General features: G+C 69.9%; 18 protein-coding genes and 1 pseudogene. 14 read left to right on the top strand and 5 right to left on the bottom strand.

The annotated features are described in order from the left end of the window. The first annotated feature begins 472 nt into the window (after nucleotides 1-472). The 10 genes from OC490_RS32985 (at nucleotide 473) to OC490_RS32940 (ending at nucleotide 11,785) form a co-directional block, all read left to right on the top strand. Entirely contained in the window at nucleotides 473-2,050 is a 1,578-nt protein-coding gene (locus OC490_RS32985; protein ID WP_262061687.1) for an alpha-1,2-mannosidase, read from the top strand. A gap of 207 nt (nucleotides 2,051-2,257) precedes the next feature. Beyond that, nucleotides 2,258-2,674, top strand: a complete 417-nt coding sequence (locus tag OC490_RS32980; protein WP_262061686.1) for a PQQ-like beta-propeller repeat protein — start codon at nucleotides 2,258-2,260, stop codon at nucleotides 2,672-2,674. Between the two features lie 679 nt (nucleotides 2,675-3,353). Next, nucleotides 3,354-4,190 (top strand): PIG-L family deacetylase, encoded by an 837-nt coding sequence (locus OC490_RS32975; RefSeq protein WP_262061685.1) that lies wholly within the window; start codon nucleotides 3,354-3,356, stop codon nucleotides 4,188-4,190. A 360-nt stretch (nucleotides 4,191-4,550) separates the two neighbouring features. Next, nucleotides 4,551-6,452 (top strand): glycoside hydrolase family 5 protein, encoded by a 1,902-nt coding sequence (locus OC490_RS32970; protein WP_262061684.1) that lies wholly within the window; start codon nucleotides 4,551-4,553, stop codon nucleotides 6,450-6,452. Nucleotides 6,453-6,696: 244 nt separating this feature from the next. Beyond that, nucleotides 6,697-7,245 carry a GNAT family N-acetyltransferase gene (locus tag OC490_RS32965; protein WP_262061683.1) on the top strand — a complete coding sequence of 183 codons (549 nt, stop codon included), beginning with the start codon at nucleotides 6,697-6,699 and terminating at the stop codon, nucleotides 7,243-7,245. Nucleotides 7,246-7,608: 363 nt separating this feature from the next. After that, nucleotides 7,609-8,217 carry a chloramphenicol phosphotransferase CPT family protein gene (locus OC490_RS32960; RefSeq protein WP_410099205.1) on the top strand — a complete coding sequence of 203 codons (609 nt, stop codon included), beginning with the start codon at nucleotides 7,609-7,611 and terminating at the stop codon, nucleotides 8,215-8,217. Between the two features lie 373 nt (nucleotides 8,218-8,590). After that, entirely contained in the window at nucleotides 8,591-9,502 is a 912-nt protein-coding gene (locus OC490_RS32955; RefSeq protein WP_262061711.1) for a phosphotransferase family protein, read from the top strand. Nucleotides 9,503-9,834: 332 nt separating this feature from the next. After that, nucleotides 9,835-9,990, top strand: a complete 156-nt coding sequence (locus OC490_RS32950) for a hypothetical protein (protein ID WP_262061682.1) — start codon at nucleotides 9,835-9,837, stop codon at nucleotides 9,988-9,990. A 435-nt stretch (nucleotides 9,991-10,425) separates the two neighbouring features. Next, nucleotides 10,426-10,935 (top strand): hypothetical protein, encoded by a 510-nt coding sequence (locus OC490_RS32945; protein WP_262061681.1) that lies wholly within the window; start codon nucleotides 10,426-10,428, stop codon nucleotides 10,933-10,935. Between the two features lie 253 nt (nucleotides 10,936-11,188). Beyond that, complete coding sequence (locus tag OC490_RS32940) at nucleotides 11,189-11,785, top strand: MBL fold metallo-hydrolase (protein ID WP_262061680.1); 597 nt, start codon at nucleotides 11,189-11,191, stop codon at nucleotides 11,783-11,785. 362 nt (nucleotides 11,786-12,147) lie between these two features. Here OC490_RS32940 and OC490_RS32935 read toward each other — a convergent pair whose 3' ends face one another. Further along, entirely contained in the window at nucleotides 12,148-14,130 is a 1,983-nt protein-coding gene (locus OC490_RS32935; RefSeq protein WP_262061679.1) for a hypothetical protein, read from the bottom strand. 287 nt (nucleotides 14,131-14,417) lie between these two features. On the opposite strand from OC490_RS32935, the gene OC490_RS32930 reads away from it, so the two are divergent. Next, on the top strand, nucleotides 14,418-14,711 hold the full coding sequence (locus OC490_RS32930; protein WP_262061710.1) for a hypothetical protein: 294 nt from the start codon (nucleotides 14,418-14,420) through the stop codon (nucleotides 14,709-14,711). Between the two features lie 82 nt (nucleotides 14,712-14,793). Here the strand turns inward: OC490_RS32930 and OC490_RS32925 are convergent, their stop codons facing one another. Continuing rightward, nucleotides 14,794-16,113 carry a DEAD/DEAH box helicase gene (locus tag OC490_RS32925; protein WP_262061678.1) on the bottom strand — a complete coding sequence of 440 codons (1,320 nt, stop codon included), beginning with the start codon at nucleotides 16,111-16,113 and terminating at the stop codon, nucleotides 14,794-14,796. A 278-nt stretch (nucleotides 16,114-16,391) separates the two neighbouring features. On the opposite strand from OC490_RS32925, the gene OC490_RS32920 reads away from it, so the two are divergent. Continuing rightward, nucleotides 16,392-16,886: a peptidylprolyl isomerase gene (locus tag OC490_RS32920; protein WP_262061677.1), complete on the top strand. Its 495-nt coding sequence runs from the start codon at nucleotides 16,392-16,394 to the stop codon at nucleotides 16,884-16,886. Nucleotides 16,887-17,003: 117 nt separating this feature from the next. After that, a pseudogene (locus OC490_RS49635) lies at nucleotides 17,004-17,141 on the top strand (hypothetical protein); the annotation flags it as partial. 166 nt (nucleotides 17,142-17,307) lie between these two features. On the opposite strand, the gene OC490_RS32915 reads toward OC490_RS49635, so the two are convergent. Continuing rightward, nucleotides 17,308-18,624, bottom strand: coding sequence for an amidohydrolase family protein (locus OC490_RS32915; RefSeq protein WP_262061676.1), 1,317 nt, complete (start codon nucleotides 18,622-18,624; stop codon nucleotides 17,308-17,310). A 39-nt stretch (nucleotides 18,625-18,663) separates the two neighbouring features. After that, nucleotides 18,664-19,839 carry a trans-sulfuration enzyme family protein gene (locus tag OC490_RS32910; RefSeq protein ID WP_262061675.1) on the bottom strand — a complete coding sequence of 392 codons (1,176 nt, stop codon included), beginning with the start codon at nucleotides 19,837-19,839 and terminating at the stop codon, nucleotides 18,664-18,666. A gap of 155 nt (nucleotides 19,840-19,994) precedes the next feature. On the opposite strand from OC490_RS32910, the gene OC490_RS32905 reads away from it, so the two are divergent. Beyond that, nucleotides 19,995-20,438 (top strand): Lrp/AsnC family transcriptional regulator, encoded by a 444-nt coding sequence (locus OC490_RS32905; protein WP_262061674.1) that lies wholly within the window; start codon nucleotides 19,995-19,997, stop codon nucleotides 20,436-20,438. Between the two features lie 19 nt (nucleotides 20,439-20,457). On the opposite strand, the gene OC490_RS32900 is transcribed toward OC490_RS32905, so the two are convergent. Beyond that, on the bottom strand, nucleotides 20,458-21,306 hold the full coding sequence (locus OC490_RS32900) for a PhzF family phenazine biosynthesis protein (RefSeq protein WP_262061673.1): 849 nt from the start codon (nucleotides 21,304-21,306) through the stop codon (nucleotides 20,458-20,460). Nucleotides 21,307-21,573 lie beyond the last annotated feature (267 nt).

Here is a 21,573-nt window from a genome sequence, read left to right as displayed (position 1 = left end):
AATTGCCGTCGCTGCCACGACGTACGGGCTGTGATGCGGAACAGACCTCACGCCGCAGCCCCGCCTCGTCGAAACGGTGGGGCGAACTGCACGCAGGCGCGGGCGAGTACGCCCGCCGGATTCCGACGAGCAGCGCATAGAAGATCCCGCGACTCGACCAACACGATCCATGGCAACGTACGCGCCCAGGACCGAACGCTGCGCTGTTCACCCAACGCCCGGGCAGCCTGCGCCTGCCCATGCCCTCCGACCAGGGAGGGTGAGATCACGCCTGGAGATCTGCATCCGTTACAACTCGCCAATTACCTTACCTAACTGCCCTGTTGATGCTCATTAGGACTCAACTCGTCGGCGCGCAAGGTCCGTTGTCAGTGGCTGCCGGTACGTTTTGCAGGCGTCGCGGGCTGCAAGGCCGCGCCACGCACATCTCGACCGGTAACCCCGGTACACCCCGTACGACGTAGGGACACGCATGCAACCCGTATTCGCCGACTTCTCCACCAACCCGGCCCAGCTCTCGAACGCCGTGGTCACCCATCACCGCTGCGGCATCGCTTCCTCACACCTCGCACTGGGTGCCGGCGGTCACATCAAGGTGGACTTCACGGTCGACGGGCGGGAGGAGAACGACGAGGCCGTCGTCACGGTGACCGTTCTCGGTACGAGCGCTCCGATGGACGTACTGCTCAACGGCAAGGCCCTCGCGGAGCAGTTGGCGATACCGGCGGACCGAGCCCACAGCGACCCGCAGGACATCGTCCTCAGCGCACCGGGGGAACTGCTGGCCACCGGTGCCAACATTCTCGAGGTACGCAGCCCGGAGGGCTCGGACACACTGCTGCGGCTGCGCGCCGTCACCGTGGCCCCCGCACACGAACCGGACCAGGCGGAGCGCGCCAGGGCGGCCCGGGCGGCCAACCGGTCCGTCCTCGCCTTCAGTGCCGAGGTCCGCACCCCCGACGCCACCGCCTGGCAGCCCGCACCCCGACTGCTCGTCCACATCGACATGGGCGAGCGTGCCATGCCCGCGCACCTCGCGTGGCGCGGGGCGGACGGCTCGGAGGCGGCGATCGGGCTGCGCGCGGACCTGACCGGATTCCTGGGACACCGCAGGACCGCCGACGGCGCGGTCACCGAGTACCGCGGCTCGCTCGCCGACCGCTGGACCTACCCCGAGGGCACGACCGCGGCCCGGCTGCACCGGTTCTCCACCGAGGAGGGGCATGGCGCCACCTGGTCCCCCTCCGGCGAGCTGCGGTTGCTGCTCGACGACGGAGGGGCGCCCGTGGAGCGCGTGTCCTGGACCGACCGGCGAGGCACCACCGCCTCGGTCGTTCTGAGCTCCGCCGACAGGCCCGACGTGCGGAAACCCACCGGTGAACTGCGGGACATCACGCGTACGGTGGTCGGCATCGAAGCTAGCGACGAGTTCGACGCGGCGGGCGAGGTCGCGGAGAACCTGCTCAGCAAGTCCCGGAGCAAATGGCTGGGGGACGGTGACTCCGCAATGCTGGACTTCACCCTCGCGCACCCTGCTGCCATCACCGTTTACCGGCTGACCTCGGCGAACGACGCCCCCGAGCGGGATCCGGAGGAGTGGGAACTCCAGGGATCGCACGACGGAGGTCACTGGACGACCGTGGACTCCCGCACGCGCGAACACTTCAGGCAGCGATACGAGACGAAGGAGTACTCCGTCGTCTCCCCCGCGTCCTACGCCCACTACCGTCTGAGCATCACCGACAACCACGGCTCCGAGCAGACCCAGCTTTCCCGGATCCAGTTCCTGGCCGCCGAGTCCGCCGCCGGGCCGGCGCATGGCGCCGCCGACTTCACCGGCTACCGCGCCTCGGTCGGGGGCGACCCCGTCGGATACCGGGGTACGACCGTCCCCGGCCCCTGGTCCGACACCTCCAGCGGGCAGGAAGGCCAGGAAGCAGGGCAAGCCTTGCAGAAGCTCCTCGCCGGTGACCTGGGCGAGACGGCCCGCGGCCTGGACGACGCCGCCCGGCTCATCGGCAAGCTGGCGGCATACCTGCAGAATTCCTGAAGCCCCGGCGCCGCACCGGCGAGTTCGAGGAACCGTCACCGGCACCGTGGCCGATTGATCAGGCCGCGGGCAGTGTGGGCGGCCTGCTCGGCCGAGCAGCCCGGCCGAGCAGGCCGCCCACACAGGCCAAACAGGGCAAACAGGGCCACTTCGAGGCCTGACCCGGCCCAGTACCGCAGCGTCGTCCACCGCAAATCACCCACGACTGTGGGTGATGGCAATCTTGAGCGGGCCGGCGGCACGCTGTACACGGCGGTTCGCCGCTACGGGGACCAGTACCGCAGCACCCTCGCCGCCATCGACGCGTCGACCGGCCGTGTGCGCTGGCAGTCGGACACCGACATCGACCTGGTACGGAATCCCCTCCTCGTCTCCGGCGACACCGTCCTGGCCGGGGGCAACAAGTTCCCCGAACTGACCGGCTCCTATGTCGTCCAGGTCTTCGACGCCGCCACCGGCCGTCGCCGCTGGACCCGCGACATGGGAACCCAGGTCAGTTCAAAGGGCCCCGTCCTCACCGGCGGCACGGTCTGCGTCCCCACCCGCGCCACGAAGTACACCGACCAGGGCACACTCACCTTCCTGGACCCCGCCTCCGGCACCTCTCGCTGGCACCGCCCCTGACCGCCAACGGTGACGCCATGGCGTGCCCGGACGGCCACACGCTCCACGTCCTGGCCCTGCCGTTCCCGAGCCCCAACGGAAAACCCTGGAAGACCAACACGGCGCAACGCTGTACGCACTACGGCGCGCGAACTCCTGACGGTACGCCGAGAGCCCTACCGCCGGTTGGTGCGTCCAGGCCCCTGAGCATCCGCATGGTGGTGGACTTGCCCGCCCTGGCCCCAGACCCGACGGTCTCCTGTCCAATCGACACCCTCACCCCGGCCGGACCGCGGCCCTGGTCGCAGGGTCCGCCCTGGGCGAAGTACGGGTCCGCGTCGAGAATTTGACGCGCCCATCACCTCACTACCGGGCACACCGCCCCCTCATCCGCACCCCGCTGAAGGACACCGATACCGGACACCCCGCCACGCCCGGCAGCGGTCAAGTCCCGTCCCACCAACCCGACCGGATCACACGCCTGCCCTCGCTCGACTTCACCCCCGGCTGGAAGGCGAAGCAGCTCTCCGGGAACACACGGTCCGGCCGGCACGGTTGCATCGGGCGAGGGACCGGCGCCGTTCGGGCGGAGACACGGAGACCGCGATGTCGTCCGCCCCGCACGGATCCGGGCCCCAGAATCGCGGTACGCCCGCCGCGCTACGCGGACCACGACGTATTTCTGCAGGAGGACTGTTTCATGACTGGCCGGCCTTTGACGCTGATGGCAGTGCACGCCCACCCCGACGACGAGGCCACCTCAACCGGAGGGGTCCTCGCGCAGTACGCGGCGGAAGGCATCCGCACGGTTCTCGTGACCTGTACCGACGGCTCTTGCGGTGACGGACCGGGAGGTGTCAAGCCGGGCGATCCCGGCCACGATCCGGCGGCGGTCGCCCTGATGCGCCGTCAAGAACTCGAAGCAAGCTGTGAGGTCCTGAAGATCAGCGATCTGGAACTGCTGGACTACGCCGACTCCGGGATGATGGGCTGGCCCAGCAACGACGCCCCCGGATCCTTCTGGCAGACCCCTGTACAGGAGGGCGCGGCCCGACTCGCAGAACTCATGCGGCACTACCGACCCGATGTGGTCGTCACCTACGACGAAAACGGCTTCTACGGCCACCCCGACCACATCCAGGCCCACCGCATCACGATGGCAGCGCTGGAGATGACAACCGAACTGACACCGAAGGTGTACTGGACCACGATGCCCCGCTCGACGATGCAGCGGTTCGGCGAGATCATCCGCGAGTTCCACCCGGACATGCCGCAGCCGGATCCCGCCGAGGCCGCCGCGATGGCCGAGATCGGCCTCCCCGACGACGAGATCACCACGTGGGTGGACGCCACCGCGTTCAGCGGTCAGAAGTTCGACTCGCTGGCCGCGCACGCCAGTCAGGGCGACAACATCTTCTTCCTCAAGATGGGCAAGGAGAGGTTCGGCGAGCTGATGGGCGTCGAGACCTTCGTACGTGTCCGGGACACCACCGGCACGGCCGTACCCGAGAGCGACCTCTTCGCCGGACTGCGCTGATCCGCCCTGCGGCGAGCTCCTCACCTCCGTTCAGGACCCGGTGGGTGGTGGGCGATACCAACCGGGTTCCCGCCCAACTGGATTAATACCAGGTGGTGTTGAGGCGCCAGCCCCTCAGATGCCGCCGCTCGCACAGCTGTCGGCCGGACAGTGTCGGTCTCCGCTGTCCGGCCCGCTTTCCGGCGGTCGGCGGTCACGTCCGGCCGGCCTTGTCACCCCGGTTCACGATGCCGAAGTCGACTGCGCGCTTTGTCCGTCGACGAGCCCGCAGGCCGCAGGTAGTCTCCCCCGGGCGGCTGCCGCGGGACTTCGGGAGCGCTGCCATCTGACGGGATCGGTATCGGCGCGGAGGGCACCCCCATGACCAAACTTGTCCGGTACCTGACACTAATCGTCATAGGTGTCTCCCTGCTGTTCCCTTCCCCCAGAGCAGCCTCCGCGGCGCCGGCGGACACCACCGCAGCCGCCGCCACCGCGGGTTCCTGGCAGCCGCCCCTGTCCACGCGCGGGCGCTACATCGTCGACGCGAACGGCAACCGCTTCCGGCTGAAGTCCGCCAACTGGGACGGCGCCCAGGGCTCTTGGACGGGCAGTGGCAGCGAGGCCGACAGTGCCAATCACCACGCCGGGCAGATCTCCTACGGCATCCCCCTGGGCCTCGACCGCGTGCCCCTGGCTCAACTGATGGCGGACTTCCACCAGTTGGGCATCAACAGCATCCGGCTGCCGTTCTCCAACGAGATGATCCACGACACCACCGCCGTACCGGACGCCGCCGTGGCAGCCAACCCGCAGTTGCGCGGCCGGACGCCGCTCCAGGTGTTCGACGCGGTGGTCTCGGCCCTGACGTCGGCCGACTTCGCCGTCATTCTGAACAACCACACCAACACGTCCCGTTGGTGTTGCGGGATCGACGGCAACGAGCGGTGGAACAGCAGCCAGTCGACCCAACAGTGGGCGGACGACTGGGTGTTCATGGCTCGCCGCTACGCCGCCGACCCCCGTGTCGTGGGAGCCGACCTCTACAACGAGGTACGCCGTGACATCTTGGACGACCCCAACTGGGGAGGGGGAGACGAGCACGACTGGTACGCCGCCGCTCAACTCGCCGCCGACCGTATCCTCACCGAGGCCGACCCGAATCTGCTCATCGTCATCGAGGGCATCAACTGGACCGGCCTGCCCATCGACGGATTCGCCCACGGCCGCCCCCTGCTCACCCCCGCACGCACGCTGTCGCACACTCTCGTGGCCGCTCACAAACTCGTCTACTCGGCCCACTTCTACGGCTACACCGGCCCCCACCACAGCGGTGCCACCGGCATCGGCGAAACCAGTGACCCCCGCTACCAGGATCTCAGTCGCGACGCACTGTTCCAGGCCCTGTACGACGAGGCGTTCTTCGTCTCCCAGGACAGCGGCAAGCATTACACCGCCCCCGTGTGGATCAGCGAGTTCGGCATCGGAGCGGGCGAGACCAACGCCGCGGCGCGCACCTGGTTCGGCAATGCGACCGACTACTTCGCCGACCACGACGCCGACTTCGCCTACTGGCCTCTGGTCGGCTGGCAGGGCCACGACGACTGGGCCCTGCTGCGCTACGACACGGACGGCACCCGGCACGGCCTCCTGGACGACGCGGACTGGCGCTCCACCGGGTGGCAGCGGCTGATGTCCGCCGCCTCGCTCAGCGGTCCGGTCACCCCGGTCCCCTCCTGGCAGATGCTCGCCACCGACCACGGCGACTACGTCCAGTCGGTACGGGTGCGCGCCACCGGCGACTGGGACCCGGGCGCCTCCAAGGCGGCCTGCCCGGACGGCCTGCGGCTGATCGGCCTCGGGCACACCTCGGGTCGGGGACTGTGCACGGACGTCACCGCGGGCGGCCTGCGTGCCGCGGACGGCGCCCAGTCGGTCGTCACCGACGAACGCAACGTTCCCCAGGGCGGCGACTGGGCCTCCGGATACACCAAACTCCAGTGCGCCCAGGGCCAGTTCCTCATCGGCTACAGCCACCGGGGCACACGGACGTCGGCGGCCCTGTGCGCGCCCGCCGGTACCGCGCTGGCGGGCGCGGGGCGCACGGTGTGGTTCGACCGCTCCGACAACCGGCCCAGCGACGCCGGCGGCGGTGACTTCGCCACCAGCGACTACAAGGGCCAGTGCGCGGACGACGAGTACGCCGCAGGCATCGCCTACACCACCCGCACCGGCAGCTCGCCGGGTCCAGCGGCCCTGCTGTGCCGCAAACTGGCCCACTGACCCGCGCGGAAGGGATGCCGCCGGGCGAGCAGGCGGACGGTGCCGCCGCGTCCGGCACCGGGCCCGACGTCGGCTGGACCCTGTCGATGCTCTGGGCGAACAGTGCGCTCAAACCCGCAGGGCGAAGCAGTGCCGGTTGCGGTTCGTCGGAGGGGATGCGAGAGAAGAAGGACGGGCCCGGGCAGGCGAGTTGATCGGTCCGCGGAGATTGATCGCTGTCGAGCCTGCTGATTGGCTGGCCCGCATGACTGAGTTGGGACCTGTCGCCTGGCCACCTGCCCCGATCAGGACCGAGAGGCTCGTGCTCCGTGAGCCCGAGGCCCGGGACCGAGCGGCGGTCATCGAGCTGTTCACCTCGACGGAGGTGGGCACCTACATCGGCGGCCCTCGACAGCGTGACGAGTTCGAGCGTGCGGTGCCCGAGGAGCCCAGGCGGCGCCCAGGCCTCTTCGTGGTCGATCTCGATGGGACGATGATCGGGATCGTCACGCTCGACCGGCGCGACCCGAAGCATCCCGTCCACGTCTGCCCCGGTACCTCGGAGGCCGAGCTCGGCTACATGTTCCTGCCGCAGGCGTGGGGACACGGGTACGCCGCGGAGGCGTGCACGGCGGCACTCGGCTGGTGCACCGGAGCGCTGCCCGGGGAGCCGGTGGTGCTCACCACCCAGACCGCCAACGAGCGCTCGATGCGCCTCGCGGCGAAGCTGGGGTTCACCGAGGTCCAACGGTATGAGGATTGGGGCGCCGAGCAGTGGTTCGGCACGTGGTCCCCGGCCTCGCTGTCCGACTGAGGTCGATCGTGCTCGGTGGTGTCCACAATCCTCGCGATGAAGCCGGGCCGGCACGAGGAGATCAGCCGAGGTTCAAAGCTGGGGCGGAGGGCGGTCGAGGTGGGCCCGCAAGTGTCAGTCGGACTTGGCGGGTTCCTCGACCCGGGCCCGGCTCTGCGCGGCCGTCGTGGACTCGTGGACCGCCTCACCTTCGACGGCAACATCATCGAAACTGGCAGCGACTCCCACCGACTCGCTCACACCAGAGCGCGTCAACAGGCCATCGCAGCCGATAAATCGGCCACCGTATGGGCGCCCATACACGCCGAAGACCGACCACGCATCATGATCGGATACAGGCAGCGCACAGAGCGGGGGAAGATGATGGCAGCTCCAACAGAAGCTGATTCCCACCGGATTGCGGGCTCGGCGAGAGCTTCGCAGCCATCCGGCGGACTGATCATCTTCTTGAACGGCACATCCAGTTCGGGGAAGTCGAGTATCGCCAAGGAGCTCCTCCCAATCCTGGACGACACGTACTTCCACATGCCGGTGGACGCCTTTCATGCCATGCGGGCGCGGCGGGACATCGCACCGGACGAAGTGCCCGCCATGCTCAGGCGCACCTGGATGGGCTTCCACCGCGCGGTCGCCGGCATGGCTGCGGGCGGCAACAACATCGTGGTCGACCACGTCTTGAGTGAGCAGTGGCGTCTGCTCGACTGCGTCGCCCTATTCGCCCCCGAAGACGTGGTACTGGTCGGCGTGCGCTGCCCCTTGCCGGAACTGCAGCGGCGCGAGCAAGAGCGCGGGGACCGTCCACCGGGCCTGGCCGCGCGCCAGATCACACAGGTCCATGCCCACGGCCTCTACGACATCGAGTGCGACACGAGCACCGCCAGTCCGGCCGACTGCGCTCAACAGATCAAGAACTTCCTACCGCATCGCCCGACCCCCACAGCGTTCGAAAAGCTGAGGGCGAACCCCCGGTAGATCAGCCACGGGTCGGCTGACCACCCATCCGAATCACCCCACACCGGCCTTCCTCGATCACCGGCCGCCGCCATCGGATACGACGGCCAGCTACCACCCGCGTCACCGCCCCGGGTCCGAGCGAGGGCGCAACCGGCGGTGTCCAAGTGGGCCGCAGTTTTGGGGAACTTGGCCTCAGGGCGGTCGACGTACAGGGCATGAATCTCGACGAACTCGCCTGGCAGGATGCGCTGTTCGGACGTCGACACATATGCATGACCGCTACGAGCGTCGCCGACAAAAGCTTTTGCGCGACCCTCTGCCCGGATGGTGGGGTGGCACGGTGATCAACCACGATGAGGCGGGCGCCGTCCGACCGTTGGCCCTGGCCTGGGTGGGCCGGTATCTGAAGGCCGGCGAACGGATCGTCAGAACCGAGGCGTTGCACGGCGGCATCACCGCCGAAATGCGGCGGCTGACCGTCGAAACGCAGGACGGAGACATTCGCGACCTGGTGCTGCGGACCTTCGCCGACCCGTTCTTCGTGGAGCACGCCGAGGGCCTGCTGAACCGGGAGGCCGACGCCCTCACCCTGCTCGCGGGGACGGGTGTGGCGGCTCCCGGACCGGTCGCGGTTGATCCGACCGCCTCGCACTGCGAGCATCCGTCGCTCCTCATGACGCATCTGGCGGGCCGGACAGTGCTCGACGATGAGGGATTGGAGGCGCGCATCCCTCTGCTGGCCCGTCAACTCGTGACGATCCATGCGTTGCGACCCGCCGAACGGCCCCAGGAGTACAAGGCGTGGACGACCGCCGACGCCGTCGTCCCTCCAGACGGCGCCGACGCGGCGGCATGGGCCGCGGCGATCGACGTGATCCGTAAGCCCGCGCCGCCCTACGAAGGGCGATTCCTGCACCGGGACTTCCACCCCGGCAACGTGCTGTTCGACGTGTCGCCCCCATCCATGGCGGGTCCGCGGATCACGGGGGTCGTCGACTGGGTGGAGACCTCCTGGGGCCCGGCGGACCTCGACGTGGCGCACTGCTCCACCAATCTCGCGATGCTGCACGGACCAGCCTGGGGCCTGCGCTTCGCCGACGCGTACGAGGAGGCCGGCGGGATCCTGGCGTCGACGGCGAATGAGCGGTTGTACTGGCGCTTGCTGGACGCGCTGGCATTTACGGGTGGCGTGGCACTCGTGGTCCGGCCGTGGCAGCACACCGGGAGGGTGGAGCTGACGACGCGGGCGGTGGAGGAGCGGCTGGATGCCTATGTCACCGCTCTGATGGACGCGCTGGGCTGAGCCAAGGCAGTCCGGGGTGCGGGTACGGCAGCGAGCGACAGGCCCCGCTCCCAGGTCCGGCAACGGAGCCGATCGCACAGTCGCACCGGGGCATCCCCAGTACGGACTGGCTCCCGGTCGGCGGCTCTGCGACGCCGTGCTGCCAAACCGCGGTCCCGGGAAACGATGGTGTTCGACAGGATCGACGACGTGGACGTCGAGAAGGTGGCCGTCGGGTTCGGCACGGTTGACATCACGGCGAGGGGGCGGTCTGTTGGTGAGCTCTGCCCGGACTGCGGTTGCTTCTCGGACTCGTGACCCTGCTACGGGTCCGACGCTTTGCCTGCGGCAACGTGAACCGTCCGCGCCGCATCTTCGCCGCGCCGTTCTCCCAGCTGACCGTCCCGTACGCGCGCGTCACCATGCGGCTCAACCACATGCTGCAGCGTGTCGAACTCGCGCCGCCAGGACGGGCGGTGCCCGGCTCGCCGCCCAACTGCACCTCGTAGCAGGGCGAATGCCCGTGCTGCTCCGGGTCATGGCGCTGCCGGATCCGCAGTTCACCACGCCTCGGGTGCTCGGGTGGACGATTTCGCCGCCCGCCGCGCACACTCGTACGCCTCCGTGATCACGAACGGCGAACGCCACCGCCCCCCTGGACGTCCTGCCCGGCCGCGAAGCGGCGCCACCAGCGGTATGGCTGACCGCGCGGCCGGGCGTGGAGGTGATCTGCCGGTGCCCACCCTGAGGGCGCCCGCGTACCTCGCCGCGCACCGCAAAGGGCTGGTCTGATCGATACTCGGGATGCTCGTGGTGGTGGTCGTGGGCTGGAGTCCGCCGAGAAGGGCGTCTGTCGGCACGGTTGCGCCGTAGAGAAACGCGATGCAGCAGTGTCGGCGGATGTGCGAGCCTTCTTTTCCGAAACGCCGACCGAGAAGACACCGATGACCCGCGATGAAGCCCTCAAGCAACTCAGCCACATCGCGCACGAACGGGCATTCGGTAGACACGTCGGGTCCGACCGGCTCATCCAGGCAGGGCTTGACGCACTCATGGCCGAGGTCGACAGTCCCTCCCTCGCCATGTTGGCCGGCCTCCTGCGGAGCGAGGAATCCGAAGCGCCAGCGCTCTTCGACCAGGTACTGGAGGAGCTGGGACTGCTCTTCCGTCCGCCCGGCGACCCCGGGGCCGCAAAGTGGGCGATGGCCGACTGGATCGCCGGTCAGATAGCCGACGGAACCCTGGATCCCGCCACCGGCACCCACCTCATCTGGTCAGACATCGCCTACGAACTCGGCTACCCCGAAGAGCTGCAGTCCCTCGTCTCGTGCGCTCTCAACCTGGATGAGTGCGAGGAGAGTTGGGGAGTCCCCGTCGAGGAGCTCAACAGGGAAGCAACCGAGGCGGCGAAGCGGTTCCTGCGCAAGAGGCTGGTAGTAGAAGGGGGCAGTTGACCGTTTGGGTCTTGCTCGCTGCAGTTCGGCCGCCCCCTACGATCGATTCCGTGCATGCTGGATCCCGAACTGCCGGAATGGATCACCGTGCGCCGTGCGGAAGCTGGGCGAACCCGATAGCAGTTGGCCAAGCAATTGGCAGAGGTGCGGGCCGAGCACGACGAACGCACCCAGGCCGCGCCGATGCCCAAGCAGGTGGCAGCTCCGATCCGATCCGGGGATCACGTACGGGACATCCCCTAGGCTCACGCGGATGCGGATTACCAAGTACACCCATTCCTGTGTCCGGTTGGAACACGGCGACGGCACGCTGGTCATCGATCCCGGCATCTGGAGTGAGCCCGAGGCACTCGTAGGCGCGGACGCGGTCCTGGTGACCCATGAACACTACGACCACGTCGACCTGTTGCGGCTGAGGGGGTTGGGCGTCCCCGTCTACGCCCCCAGGACCGCACGGATCCCTGGCCTGGACTTCACCGGCGTCGTCGCCGGCGAGGAGTTCAGCGCGGCCGGCTTCCGTGTGACCGCCCACGGCGGGCGGCACGCGCGCATCTACGGCGACCGCCCGGACTGCGCCAACCTCGGCTACCTGGTCGAGGCCGACCTCTACCATCCCGGGGACTCCCTGCACCTCCCCGACCAACCGGTGGAGACCCTGTTGGTCCCCCTGCAAGGTTCATGGATGAAGACGGACGAGGCCATCGACTTCGTGCGCGCCATCGATCCGGAGCGGGCGTACGGCATCCACGACGGTCAGGTCAACGAGCGGGGACTGAGCAGCCTCAACGGCTGGCTCACCGAGGAGTGCGGTGGTCGCTACCGCTGGCTCCCGCCGGAGTCGATCGCCTGACGACCGAGCCGTCCGCCGCCGTCCTCTTCACGGTCACCGTCACCGTCACGGGGCCATGGCAGCCGGGCCGCCTCCGCACCATGTCGAACTCGGTCTCAGCGACGAGCCGGGCCTCGCCCAAGCCGCCGGACCGCGGTTCGTCCCCCTGCCCATCCCCGACCTCACGGTCCCGCCGATCCCCGTCACAACTGCCCGTGTCCGTCAGCCCCGTGACCAGCGGATGGACGTGCTGATCGTGCCGGCGGTCGGCTACCGGTGGCGGGCGGACCTGCTGGTGGGTCTGGTGGTCAACCGCACGGTCAAGGCAATCGACGCGAAGACCGTCCCGTCCTCGATGTCAGCCGCTCCGGCGCACTGCGGATTCAGGTTCCAGGAGTGCCGACGGCGTCCAACCATCCTTCGCCGGTGGCAATGCGCGCTCGGACGTTGATGTGCGGGTTGTGGGGAGCGGGTACGGCGAGTGTGCGGGACTGCCTCGTGGTCGTGACGTCGCCGCTCATCGAGAGGCCTGTGACGGCGCGGCTGCCGGCGGCCAGCGCGTACCAGTGGCCGTTCGGGGAGCGCCAGCCGCTCGCGGCCACGACGTGCTGCCCGAAGCGGCTGCAGGCCGCGGTCGCGCGGGCCCGGGCGACCGTCCGGGCCGGGGCGGCGGGCGCGTATCCGCTGGTGCGGAAGGAGACCGTCACGTCGCCGGGTCCGCGCCAGGTGTCCGCGCGAGCGCAGGTCCACACGGCATGGCCGCCTCCGTCGGGCAGGTCCTGTTCGGCGAAGTCCCAGTTGTTGACGGCGCGTACGCCGGTGTCGTGCAGCTGCTGCAGGGCGCAGGCCTGGTGGGCCCAGGCCGGCAGGGCCTGGGGGCCGGTGGCCTCGCGGGGCTGGCGGGCGGGCAGCGTGCCGTGTCCGGGCAAGGGGGTGTAGGTGAGGTGGACCGGGGACAGGTCGCCGAGGGGGGCGAGGAGGAACGCATGGTGTTCTGCGATGCGTGGCGAGGAACGGAGTTGCAGGACCGGCCGGCTGTCGCAGTTCGCTGCAGCGGGCAGGGTGGGGACCGGGTCCGTGACTCCGTCCTTCGAGACGTGCAGCGCACGGGCGAGGACATCGGGGCGCAGCAGGTCGCGGGTCTGTGCCTCGGCCACCCAGGGGGCCAGCAGGTAGCGGGCGGTGCCGCCCGCCGGGGTGAGGGTGACGGCCGCCGCCGTGGTGACGTCCGCGTCGTCGACGCGGGCGATGCTCAACTCCGCGTCCCGCGCTGCCGATCGGGTCCCGCTGTAGCGGGCGAGGCGCTGTCCGTCGTAGAACAGCACCACCTCGCGGTCGCCGACGTCGCCCGCGTACAGCAGTTGCGGTGCGGTCGCCGGTGGGATCGCGGTCGTGGCGGGGGCGAGGTGGAGGCGGGTGCGGGCCTGTGGGTGCGTCCATGCGTTCAGGGCACGGTCCAGGAGGTTCTGGTCGTGGACGCGGGAGCCCCGGGTCGGCCAGGCGGTGAAGTCGACGCGCGAGGTGTTGTCCCACAGCCCGGCGGCCGTGCGCACCAGGTCCGCCGGACGCGGCATGCCGTGTGCCGCCGGTGTCCCGGGGTCCGGCCGGTGTGCCGTGCCGTCATTCGCCACGGCCAGGGTCACTGCCGTCACCAGCCCGATCGCGGCGGCCCCGAGGAGCAGGCGGGTTCGCCGGGTGCGACGGAGCAGGTCGGTGGGGCCGGCCTGCAGGGCGCAGGCGTCGAACTCCTGTGATGCGAGCAGCGCGGCGGGCGATCTGCGCGAGCTCTCCTCCAGGATGCCCGCGGTGCGCAGGGCGGCGGCCGTGTCCGGTGCGTCGGCCGATTCCAGCAGGTCGTGGACGGCTTCCAGGGACAGGCCGTGGACCGTACGCAGCAGGAAGGCGGCGCGGGCCGCGGCCGGGGCGGCGGACAGCCGTTGCGCCAGGGCGAGTTCGTCCGCACCGCCCGAACGCGGGAACAGCCGCAGCCCCAGGACCAGGGGCAGCCGGGGTCGCAACGCGCCCGGGTGGACGAACCGTGCGGGCCACATCCGCGGGCGCCGCCCATGGGCCAGCGCGGCACGCAGCACTTCGGCCAGGAGACGACGCTCCACGGAGTTCCCGGCGCCGGACTCCCCTCGCGGAGAGGGGACGGCGGGCCCGGAGCGTGTGGCGCCCGCGCGGCGCAGCGCCCGCTGGACGAGGGCGTGCGCCACGAGTACCCGCCGGTGCCGACCGAGCGAGGCCGGCAGAACGAGGTGCGCCAGACGGACCAGATCGCCGTACTGCTCGACGAGGACGGACTCTGCCTCCCGAACCCGAGACCTGACACCCCCGGCACGGGGGCGGAGCGAGCGAAGATGCATGGAACGGGACGCTTTCCGGGAGAGGACGCAGCGAGGTGCCGTTGCGTCAAACGAGTGAATCCCCGGCAGGTCACCGTTCCCCGCAGCCGAAGAGGAGGTTCGCGCGGACATGCGGACGCTCGGCTACCGGGCGTGAGGAGTGAACCCGAGTAGCGGCGCACCTCCGTACGCTCTTCGCCCCGTCCCTGTTGCGCAGGACGATGGCCAGGCCACCACCACCGGCGAACGAGGCACGCGGGCGCCGGTGGCCGGTCGTACACGACACGAGCGAGGAGCGGACTTTGGCTGTGGTGATGTTCATGCGCTGGACAGGTGTCACCCCCGCGCAGTACGACACCGTGCGGGACACCGTGGGCTGGGAAGAGACGAGCCCCGCAGGCTCACAGGTGCACGTGGCCTGGTTCGACGACGAAGCACTCAATGTGACCGACGTCTGGGACTCCGAACAGGCCTTCCAGACCTTCTTCGCCGAACGACTCGCTCCCGCCGTGGAGAAGGCCGGTATCGCCGGTCAGCCCGAGAGCGAATTCCGACCCCTGCATCGCCGCTTCGTCACCCCCGGAGTCGTCGGCGGCGCATGACCGCGAGTTCCGGGGCCGAAACGGGAACCCGCGCGCGTACGACCCCGGCCTGACGGCTTCGATGCCGTCGTCGTCCGTGGGGTCAGCGGCTCTTGCGTACCCGGGCCGCCGCGCGGGCTTCCGCGGTCTTGCGGGCCTCGGCGGCCTTGCGGGACTCCTTGGCCGGTCGGCCCGGACGGGTGCCCATCCCGCGGAAGGGGGCGTTGCCGGTGGTCTTCGTCCCCGCCGGAGGGCGCTTGGCTCCGGTGATGGCCGTCAGCTTCTCCTCGCCGGAGCGCACCTGTGTGACGGTCGGCCGGATGCCGGCCTCGGACATCATGCGGTTCACTTCACGCCGCTGGCCGGGCGTCACCAGGGTGACCACCTTCCCGGACTCCCCGGCGCGCGCGGTACGCCCACCCCGGTGCAGGTAGTCTTTGGCATCGGCCGGCGGGTCCACGTTGACGACGAGGTCGAGCGCGTCGATGTGAATGCCGCGCGCGGCGACGTTGGTGGCCACCAGCACGGTGACCTCGCCGTTCTTGAACTGGGCGAGTGTGTGGGTGCGCTGCGGCTGTGACTTCCCGCTGTGCAGGGCCGCCGCCCGTACCCCGCCGGCCCGCAGGTGGCGGGTGAACTGGTCGACCCCCGCCTTGGTGTCCAGGAACATCAGCACCCGGCCGTCCCGGGCGGCGATCTCGGTCGCCGTGGCGTACTTGTCGGCGCCGTGAATGTTCAGCACGTGGTGTTCCATCGCCGGGACCGAGCCCGCCGCCTGGTCGACCGATGCGAGAACGGGGTCGTGGAGGTAGTCCTGGACCAACCGGTCGACGTCGCGGTCGAGCGTGGCCGAGAACAGGAGCCGCTGCCCGTCGGGGCGGACCTGGTCCAGGATGTCCGAGACCTGCGGCAGGAACCCCAGGTCGCACATCTGGTCCGCCTCGTCCAGCACCGTGATCCGTACCTGGTTCAGCTGGCAGTCGCGGCGCGACACCAGGTCGGCCAGCCGCCCCGGCGTCGCGATGACCACCTCGACACCGGTGCGCAGCAGCGCCTGCTGTCGGTTGATCGACAGACCGCCGACCACCGTCGCCAGTCGCACGCCCACTGTCCGCGCGTACGGTGCGAGCGCGTCGTTCACCTGCTGTGCGAGTTCCCGGGTCGGCACCAGGACCAGCGCGAGCGGCCTCTTCGGTTCCGCGCGCAGGCCCGCGGTCCGTACGAGCAGCGGGAGCCCGAAAGCGAGTGTCTTGCCGGAACCGGTCCGTGCCCGGCCCAGCACGTCGTGGCCGGCCAGCGCGTCGGGCAGCGTCGCCGCCTGGATCGGGAAGGGCTCGGTCACCCCGAGGTCCGTCATCGTCCCGACCAGCTCGGGTGGCAGTCCGAGCGTGGCGAAGGAGGCGGTCGGCGGCGACGCGTTCATGGGAACCTTCCTCGGTCTGTTGCCCGCAACGCGCCGGGGCCCGCACCCCTTGGTACGGGCCCCGGCGATCTCGAAGCGTTGTCCCACTTTATCAGCGGACACCCACGGCACCCGCCGATCCGCCGGCCCCGCACAGTACGCACTGTCGGTACCGACAGTGAGGACATCGGGTCTGTGGATAGAGTTCTGCTATCAGGGCTATCTGAGGTAACGGTCCGGCGTTCGGCACACTGCTGCGCCGGGCAGTGTGCAACACACTGAAAGTGACAGAATTTATTATGAGCAACGTCTACTTCGACATCACCATCGACGGTGCCCCCGCAGGCCGCATCGTCTTCAGCCTCTTCGACGAGGTCGTCCCGAAGACCGCCCGGAACTTCCGCGAGCTGGCCACCGGGCAGAACGGGTTCGGCTACGCGGGCTCCGGCTTCCACCGCGTCATCCCGCAGTTCATGCTGCAGGGCGGTGACTTCACCAACCACAACGGCACCGGTGGCAAGAGCATCTACGGTGAGAAGTTCGCGGACGAGAACTTCGACCTGAAGCACGACCGCCCCTACCTGCTGTCGATGGCGAACGCCGGCCGCAACACCAACGGCTCGCAGTTCTTCATCACGACCATCGTCACCTCGTGGCTCGACGGCAAGCACGTCGTCTTCGGCGAGGCCATCGAGGGTCAGGAGATCATCGACAAGATCGAGTCCCTGGGCTCGCAGTCGGGCGCCACCAAGGCGAAGATCGAGATCGCCGCTTCCGGCGTCGTCGAGGGCTGAGCTGGACCCGTGCGCGGAAACCATGTAACTCCGCACGCAGGGTCGTGAGTTCCGGAGGCCGGGCCCCGGGGATGATGTCTGATCCCCGGGGCCCGGGCTGTTTCGGCGCCAGATCGGATGAACCGCATCGATCGCATGATCACCCCCGGCGAAGGCGCCCGGGACACCCCTCGCCCCACACCGCACAGCGAACTCAATCCCGCCGGTACTGAGGACACCGATCTCGCCCTGGAGCAACTGGCCCGCGCCCGTCTGATCACCCTGGACAACGACGCGGTCGATCTCGCCCATGAGGCGCTCATCATCGCCTGGCCCGGCTGCGTGACTGGATCGACGCCAGTCGCGAACTCCTGCGCAATCACCGGCGATTGGTCGGATCGTCGCCCGGCCGCAGTCGTACGACCTGCGTCGTCGAGCCCTCCTACTTCGCCTCCGGGCGCGGACGCCAGGTGCCGTCGAGCGGGATACCGGCGGCCTCCGCGATCCGGTTGCGTGAGGCGAGCAGGCGGGAACGCAGGGCCGGCAGGTCGACTCCCACGAGCACCCCGTCGCGCTTGACCACGCGACCGGCGACGAGGACCGTGTCGACCAGGCCGGGGTGCCCGGCGCTCACCAGGGTGGCGGCCGGGTCGGTGACCGGGAAGACGGTCAGGTCGTCGGTGCGGAGCAGGATGATGTCGGCGTCCTTGCCGGGCGTGATGCTGCCGACGCGGGCGTCGAGCCCGCAGGACCGAGCGGCGTCGACGGTGGTGAACTCCAGCAGGTCGCGCGAGCGCAGGCCGCCGTCCAGTCCGCGCTGTACGGCGAAGGCGGTGCGGAGCGTGGAGAACATGTCGCCGCCGACGGACGGGACGTCGTCGACGGACAGCGTCGGCCGCAGGCCCGCCGCCAGTACCCGGCCCGTCATCGGCCAGCCGAAGCCCATCTTCAGCTCGACGTCCGGGCTGATCGACACCGAGCTGCCCGCGTCGGCGAGCATGCGCAGCTCTTCGTCTCCGAGCCCGTTGGCGTGCACGAAGGTGGTGGTGTCCCGCAGCAGGCCGTGCTCGTGCAGATCGGCGACCGGGTGCCGCGTACCGTCGCCGCCGCTCGCACCGTCGCCGTCGACGTGCAGGCTGGTGCGCAGGCCGAGTTCGGCCGCGAGCTTCAGTTCGCGGGCGACGGTGTCCATGCTGGTGTCGTCGGCGCCGCGCAGCCCCAGCGCCATGGTGACCAGGCCGTCTCCGGTCAGGTCGGCGCGGACGCGGCGGATGTCGGCGTCGACGGAGCCGGAGGTGCCCCAGCCGGCGCCGAGGCAGAAGATCGACCTGCCCGGCGCGTCCCGCAGCGCGGCGACGGCGGCGTCCTCGTGCGCGTGGCTCTGCGCGACGTGGTACCAGTCCAGCATCGTGGTCACCCCGGAGTGCAGGGCCTCCAGGCGGCCGAGCAGGGTGCCCGCGTAGACGTCCTCGGGCTGGTAGTGGGGCTTGACCGTGCCGTGCATGGCCACCGCCCACTCGGGGAACGTCCAGTCGGCGCCCACGCCTCGGAACGCGGTCTGCCAGGAGTGACGGTGGTTGTCGACGAAGCCGGGCATGACGATCCGGTCGGTCGCGTCGATCACCTCGGCGTCCGGTGCGTCGATGTGCTCGGCCACCTGGACGATCACGCCGTCGTCGATCAGCACGTCCCCGCGTCGGAGGTCGCCGACAGCCGGGTCCATGCTGACCACGGTGCCGCCGGTGAGCAGGGTCTTCATGGGAGAACTCCTTCACAGAGGCTTTCGGATGGTTGAGGGTCACGTCGTGGTGAGCACCGCGTCGGCCGCGGCGAGCGCGTCGGCGACCAGGTCGGCCGTGTCCTCCGTGCCTGCGGCGAGCCGGACCAGGCCGAGCGGAACCGACTCCGCGATCTGTTCCTCGCTGAGCATCCCGCGCCACATGGACGCCGGATGCACGGCCAGCGACTCGACGCCGCCGAGGCTGGCCGACCGGCGGGGGTAGCGCAGGTGGCCGAGGAAGGCGTCGGCCATCTCGAAGCCGCCGGTGAACTCGATGCCGAGCACCCCGCCGAAACCGCTCATCTGGTCCACGGCCAGCTTGTGTTGGGGGTGGGTCGTCAGACCGGGATAGTGCACCTTCGCCACCGCCGGATGCGCGGTCAGGGCCTCCGCGAGTGCCAGGCCGTTGGCGTTGTGCCGGGGCACGCGCAGCGGCAGGGTGCGTATGCCGCGCAGCAGGAGCCACGCGTCGATCGGGCCGAGCGTGGCACCGGTGAGCAGGCCGACGTCCCAGACGCGGTCCAGGATCTCCGCCGCCCCGGCGAGCACTCCGGCGGAGACGTCCGAGTGGCCGTTGAGGTACTTGGTCGCGCTGTGCCAGACGAGATCGATGCCGTGGTCCGTCGGCCGCTGGTTCAGCGGGGTGGCGAAGGTGTTGTCGGCGACGGTCAGTACGTCGTGCGCGCGGGCCAGGTCCGTGACGGCGCGCAGGTCGGTGATCTGCAGCAGTGGGTTGCTCGGGGTCTCCACCAGGATGAGGCGGGTCTGCGGGGTCAGTGCCCGCGCGAACGCCTCGGGGTCGGTCTGGTCCACCAGGGTGGTCGACACGCCGAGGCGCGGCAGCAGGTTCAGCAGCACCGACGCCGTGCCGCCGTAGGTGGACCTCTGCCCGATGACGTGGTCGCCGGCGGACACCAGGGCCAGGACGGCGGTGGTGAGCGCGGCCATCCCGGACGCGGTGACCATGGCCGCCTCGGTGTGCTCCAGTTCGGCGACGACGGCCGCGACCTGGGCGTGGTTCGGGTTGCCGAAACGGGTGTAGAAGTCCTTGCCGCGTGGCGCGACGGCGCCCTGTGCGAACGTCTCGGCGTCCTCGGCCGAGAACGCCGCCGTCTGGTAGATGGGCGGTGCCACGGCACGGCTGGGGTGGACTTCGCGATCGGCGTGAACGGTGATGGTGCTGTTGCCCGGCATGGCTGCCCTCCGTGGACCGTCGGTGTGACTCCATGAAGAAGCGTGGCCGACCGGAGCTCCGATACATCCGGATCTCGGCAATTTTGGCAGCAAATTGCGCGCAACGAGGGTGCATGATTGTGCTAGGCAATCCCCGGGAGCAATAATCTGCCACCATGGATGAGGTGGACCGGTCGATCCTGGCCGTACTCGAACAGCACGGCCGTATCAGCAACAACGAGCTCGCGGCCCGGGTCGGGCTGTCGCCGTCTCCGTGTCTGCGGCGGGGGCGTCAACTGGAGGAGGCCGGGGTGATCCGCGGCTACCGGGCGCTGATCGATCCCGCCGCGGTCGGCCGCGGCCTGCGGGTGTTCGCGGGTGTACGGCTGATGCGGCACACCCGCGCGGACGTGGTCGCGTTCGAGAGTGCCGTGACCCGGCTGCCCGAGGTGGTCCACGCCCACCACATCACCGGCAACTTCGACTATCTGCTCCAGGTCGAGGTGGCCGACCTGCCGGCCTACGAGGACTTCCACGCCAACCAGTTGGCGAGCCTGCCCGGCGTGGCCACGGTGACCAGCTACGTCAGCATGAAGACGCTCTCCGCCGACAGCACGTGAGGATCGCGGTCAGGGGGTGTCAGAGGGTGATGGTGCCGCGGATTCGGATGGTGGCGGCGCCGCTGACCCAGACGGTGCCGTCCGGGTCGGCGGTGATCTCGATGCTCGCGGCCCGTCCCAGTCGGGTGCCCTGGGAGACGCGGTAGGAGGAGGGTGCGGCGCCGGTGGAGGTGAGCCACTGGCCGACGCCGGCGTTCATGCTGCCGCAGGCCGGGTCCTCGGGCACGTCGACGGCGGGGGCGAAGGTGCGCATCTCGTAGCGGTACGGATGCCCGGCGGGGTGGGCGCCGATCGCGCCGACCATCGCGCCCGGGATGAGGGAGAGGTCTGGTTCGAGGGCCAGGACCTCCTCGGCCGTGGGGAGTTGGAGCACCGCCCAGCCCGGACCGTTGTCGACCCACTGGTGGGCCACGACCCGGTCCCGCGCGATGCCGAACGCGGCCGTGATCCGCTGCAGGTACTCGTCGTCGAGCGCACCCTCTCGTACTCGGGGCGGGGCGGCGAAGGACAGGGTGTCCTCGCCGCGGCGCACGGTGACCAGGCCCGCGGCGCACTCCTGGACGATGCGGTCGGCGTCGCGCGGTGTGCCGCCACCGTCCAGCCAGGCGCGGGCGGAGCCGAGGGTGGGGTGACCGGCGAACGGCAGCTCTCCCCGGGGCGTGAGGATCCGCAGCCGGTAGTCCGCCTCCGGGGCGGTGGGTGGCAGTACGAACGTGGTCTCGGAGAGGTTCGTCCAGCGGGCCAGGCGCTGCATCTCCTCGTCGGTCAGGTCCGTCCCGTCCAGGACGACCGCGACCGGATTGCCTGAGTAGGGGCTCGTGCAGAACACGTCGACCTGCACGAACGAGCGGGTGCGCGGCATGGTCATCAAGGGCCTTTCGAGCGGCTGCGGCGGTTTCTGCGCCATCTCAGCGGGCGGCTGCGCGGCGAGGACAGGGCCAGCCGCAAGAAAGTGGATTGATTCGCGCCCCGTGCGGCCCAGCCTGGTGGCAGGACTACTCGGTGGTGGCAAGGAACCCCTCGGCCGCGTGGTGGTCGGCGATCCGCAACGCGCCGTCGCGGAACAGCTCGTCGGTCTGCACCGCGGTGAACACCCGTGCCCGGGTGGGTTGTTCGAGTCGGCCGGCCGGCAGCT

Source organism: Streptomyces sp. STR69 (assembly GCF_024519455.1).
Taxonomy (GTDB): domain Bacteria; phylum Actinomycetota; class Actinomycetes; order Streptomycetales; family Streptomycetaceae; genus Streptomyces.
This window is presented reverse-complemented; position numbering and strand designations above follow the sequence as displayed.

Excerpts from the sequence above, each read along its gene's own strand:
- OC490_RS32970 (WP_262061684.1), top strand. The coding sequence starts at position 4,551 with ATGACCAAACTTGTCCGGTACCTGACACTAATCGTCATAGGTGTCTCC.
- OC490_RS32915 (WP_262061676.1), bottom strand. The coding sequence starts at position 18,624 with ATGAAGACCCTGCTCACCGGCGGCACCGTGGTCAGCATGGACCCGGCT.
- OC490_RS32960 (WP_410099205.1), top strand. The coding sequence starts at position 7,609 with ATGGCAGCTCCAACAGAAGCTGATTCCCACCGGATTGCGGGCTCGGCG.
- OC490_RS32975 (WP_262061685.1), top strand. The coding sequence starts at position 3,354 with ATGACTGGCCGGCCTTTGACGCTGATGGCAGTGCACGCCCACCCCGAC.
- OC490_RS32940 (WP_262061680.1), top strand. The coding sequence starts at position 11,189 with ATGCGGATTACCAAGTACACCCATTCCTGTGTCCGGTTGGAACACGGC.
- OC490_RS32900 (WP_262061673.1), bottom strand. The coding sequence starts at position 21,306 with ATGACCATGCCGCGCACCCGCTCGTTCGTGCAGGTCGACGTGTTCTGC.
- OC490_RS32945 (WP_262061681.1), top strand. The coding sequence starts at position 10,426 with ATGACCCGCGATGAAGCCCTCAAGCAACTCAGCCACATCGCGCACGAA.
- OC490_RS32910 (WP_262061675.1), bottom strand. The coding sequence starts at position 19,839 with ATGCCGGGCAACAGCACCATCACCGTTCACGCCGATCGCGAAGTCCAC.
- OC490_RS32905 (WP_262061674.1), top strand. The coding sequence starts at position 19,995 with ATGGATGAGGTGGACCGGTCGATCCTGGCCGTACTCGAACAGCACGGC.
- OC490_RS32985 (WP_262061687.1), top strand. The coding sequence starts at position 473 with ATGCAACCCGTATTCGCCGACTTCTCCACCAACCCGGCCCAGCTCTCG.
- OC490_RS32925 (WP_262061678.1), bottom strand. The coding sequence starts at position 16,113 with ATGAACGCGTCGCCGCCGACCGCCTCCTTCGCCACGCTCGGACTGCCA.
- OC490_RS32935 (WP_262061679.1), bottom strand. The coding sequence starts at position 14,130 with ATGCATCTTCGCTCGCTCCGCCCCCGTGCCGGGGGTGTCAGGTCTCGG.
- OC490_RS32965 (WP_262061683.1), top strand. The coding sequence starts at position 6,697 with ATGACTGAGTTGGGACCTGTCGCCTGGCCACCTGCCCCGATCAGGACC.
- OC490_RS32920 (WP_262061677.1), top strand. The coding sequence starts at position 16,392 with ATGAGCAACGTCTACTTCGACATCACCATCGACGGTGCCCCCGCAGGC.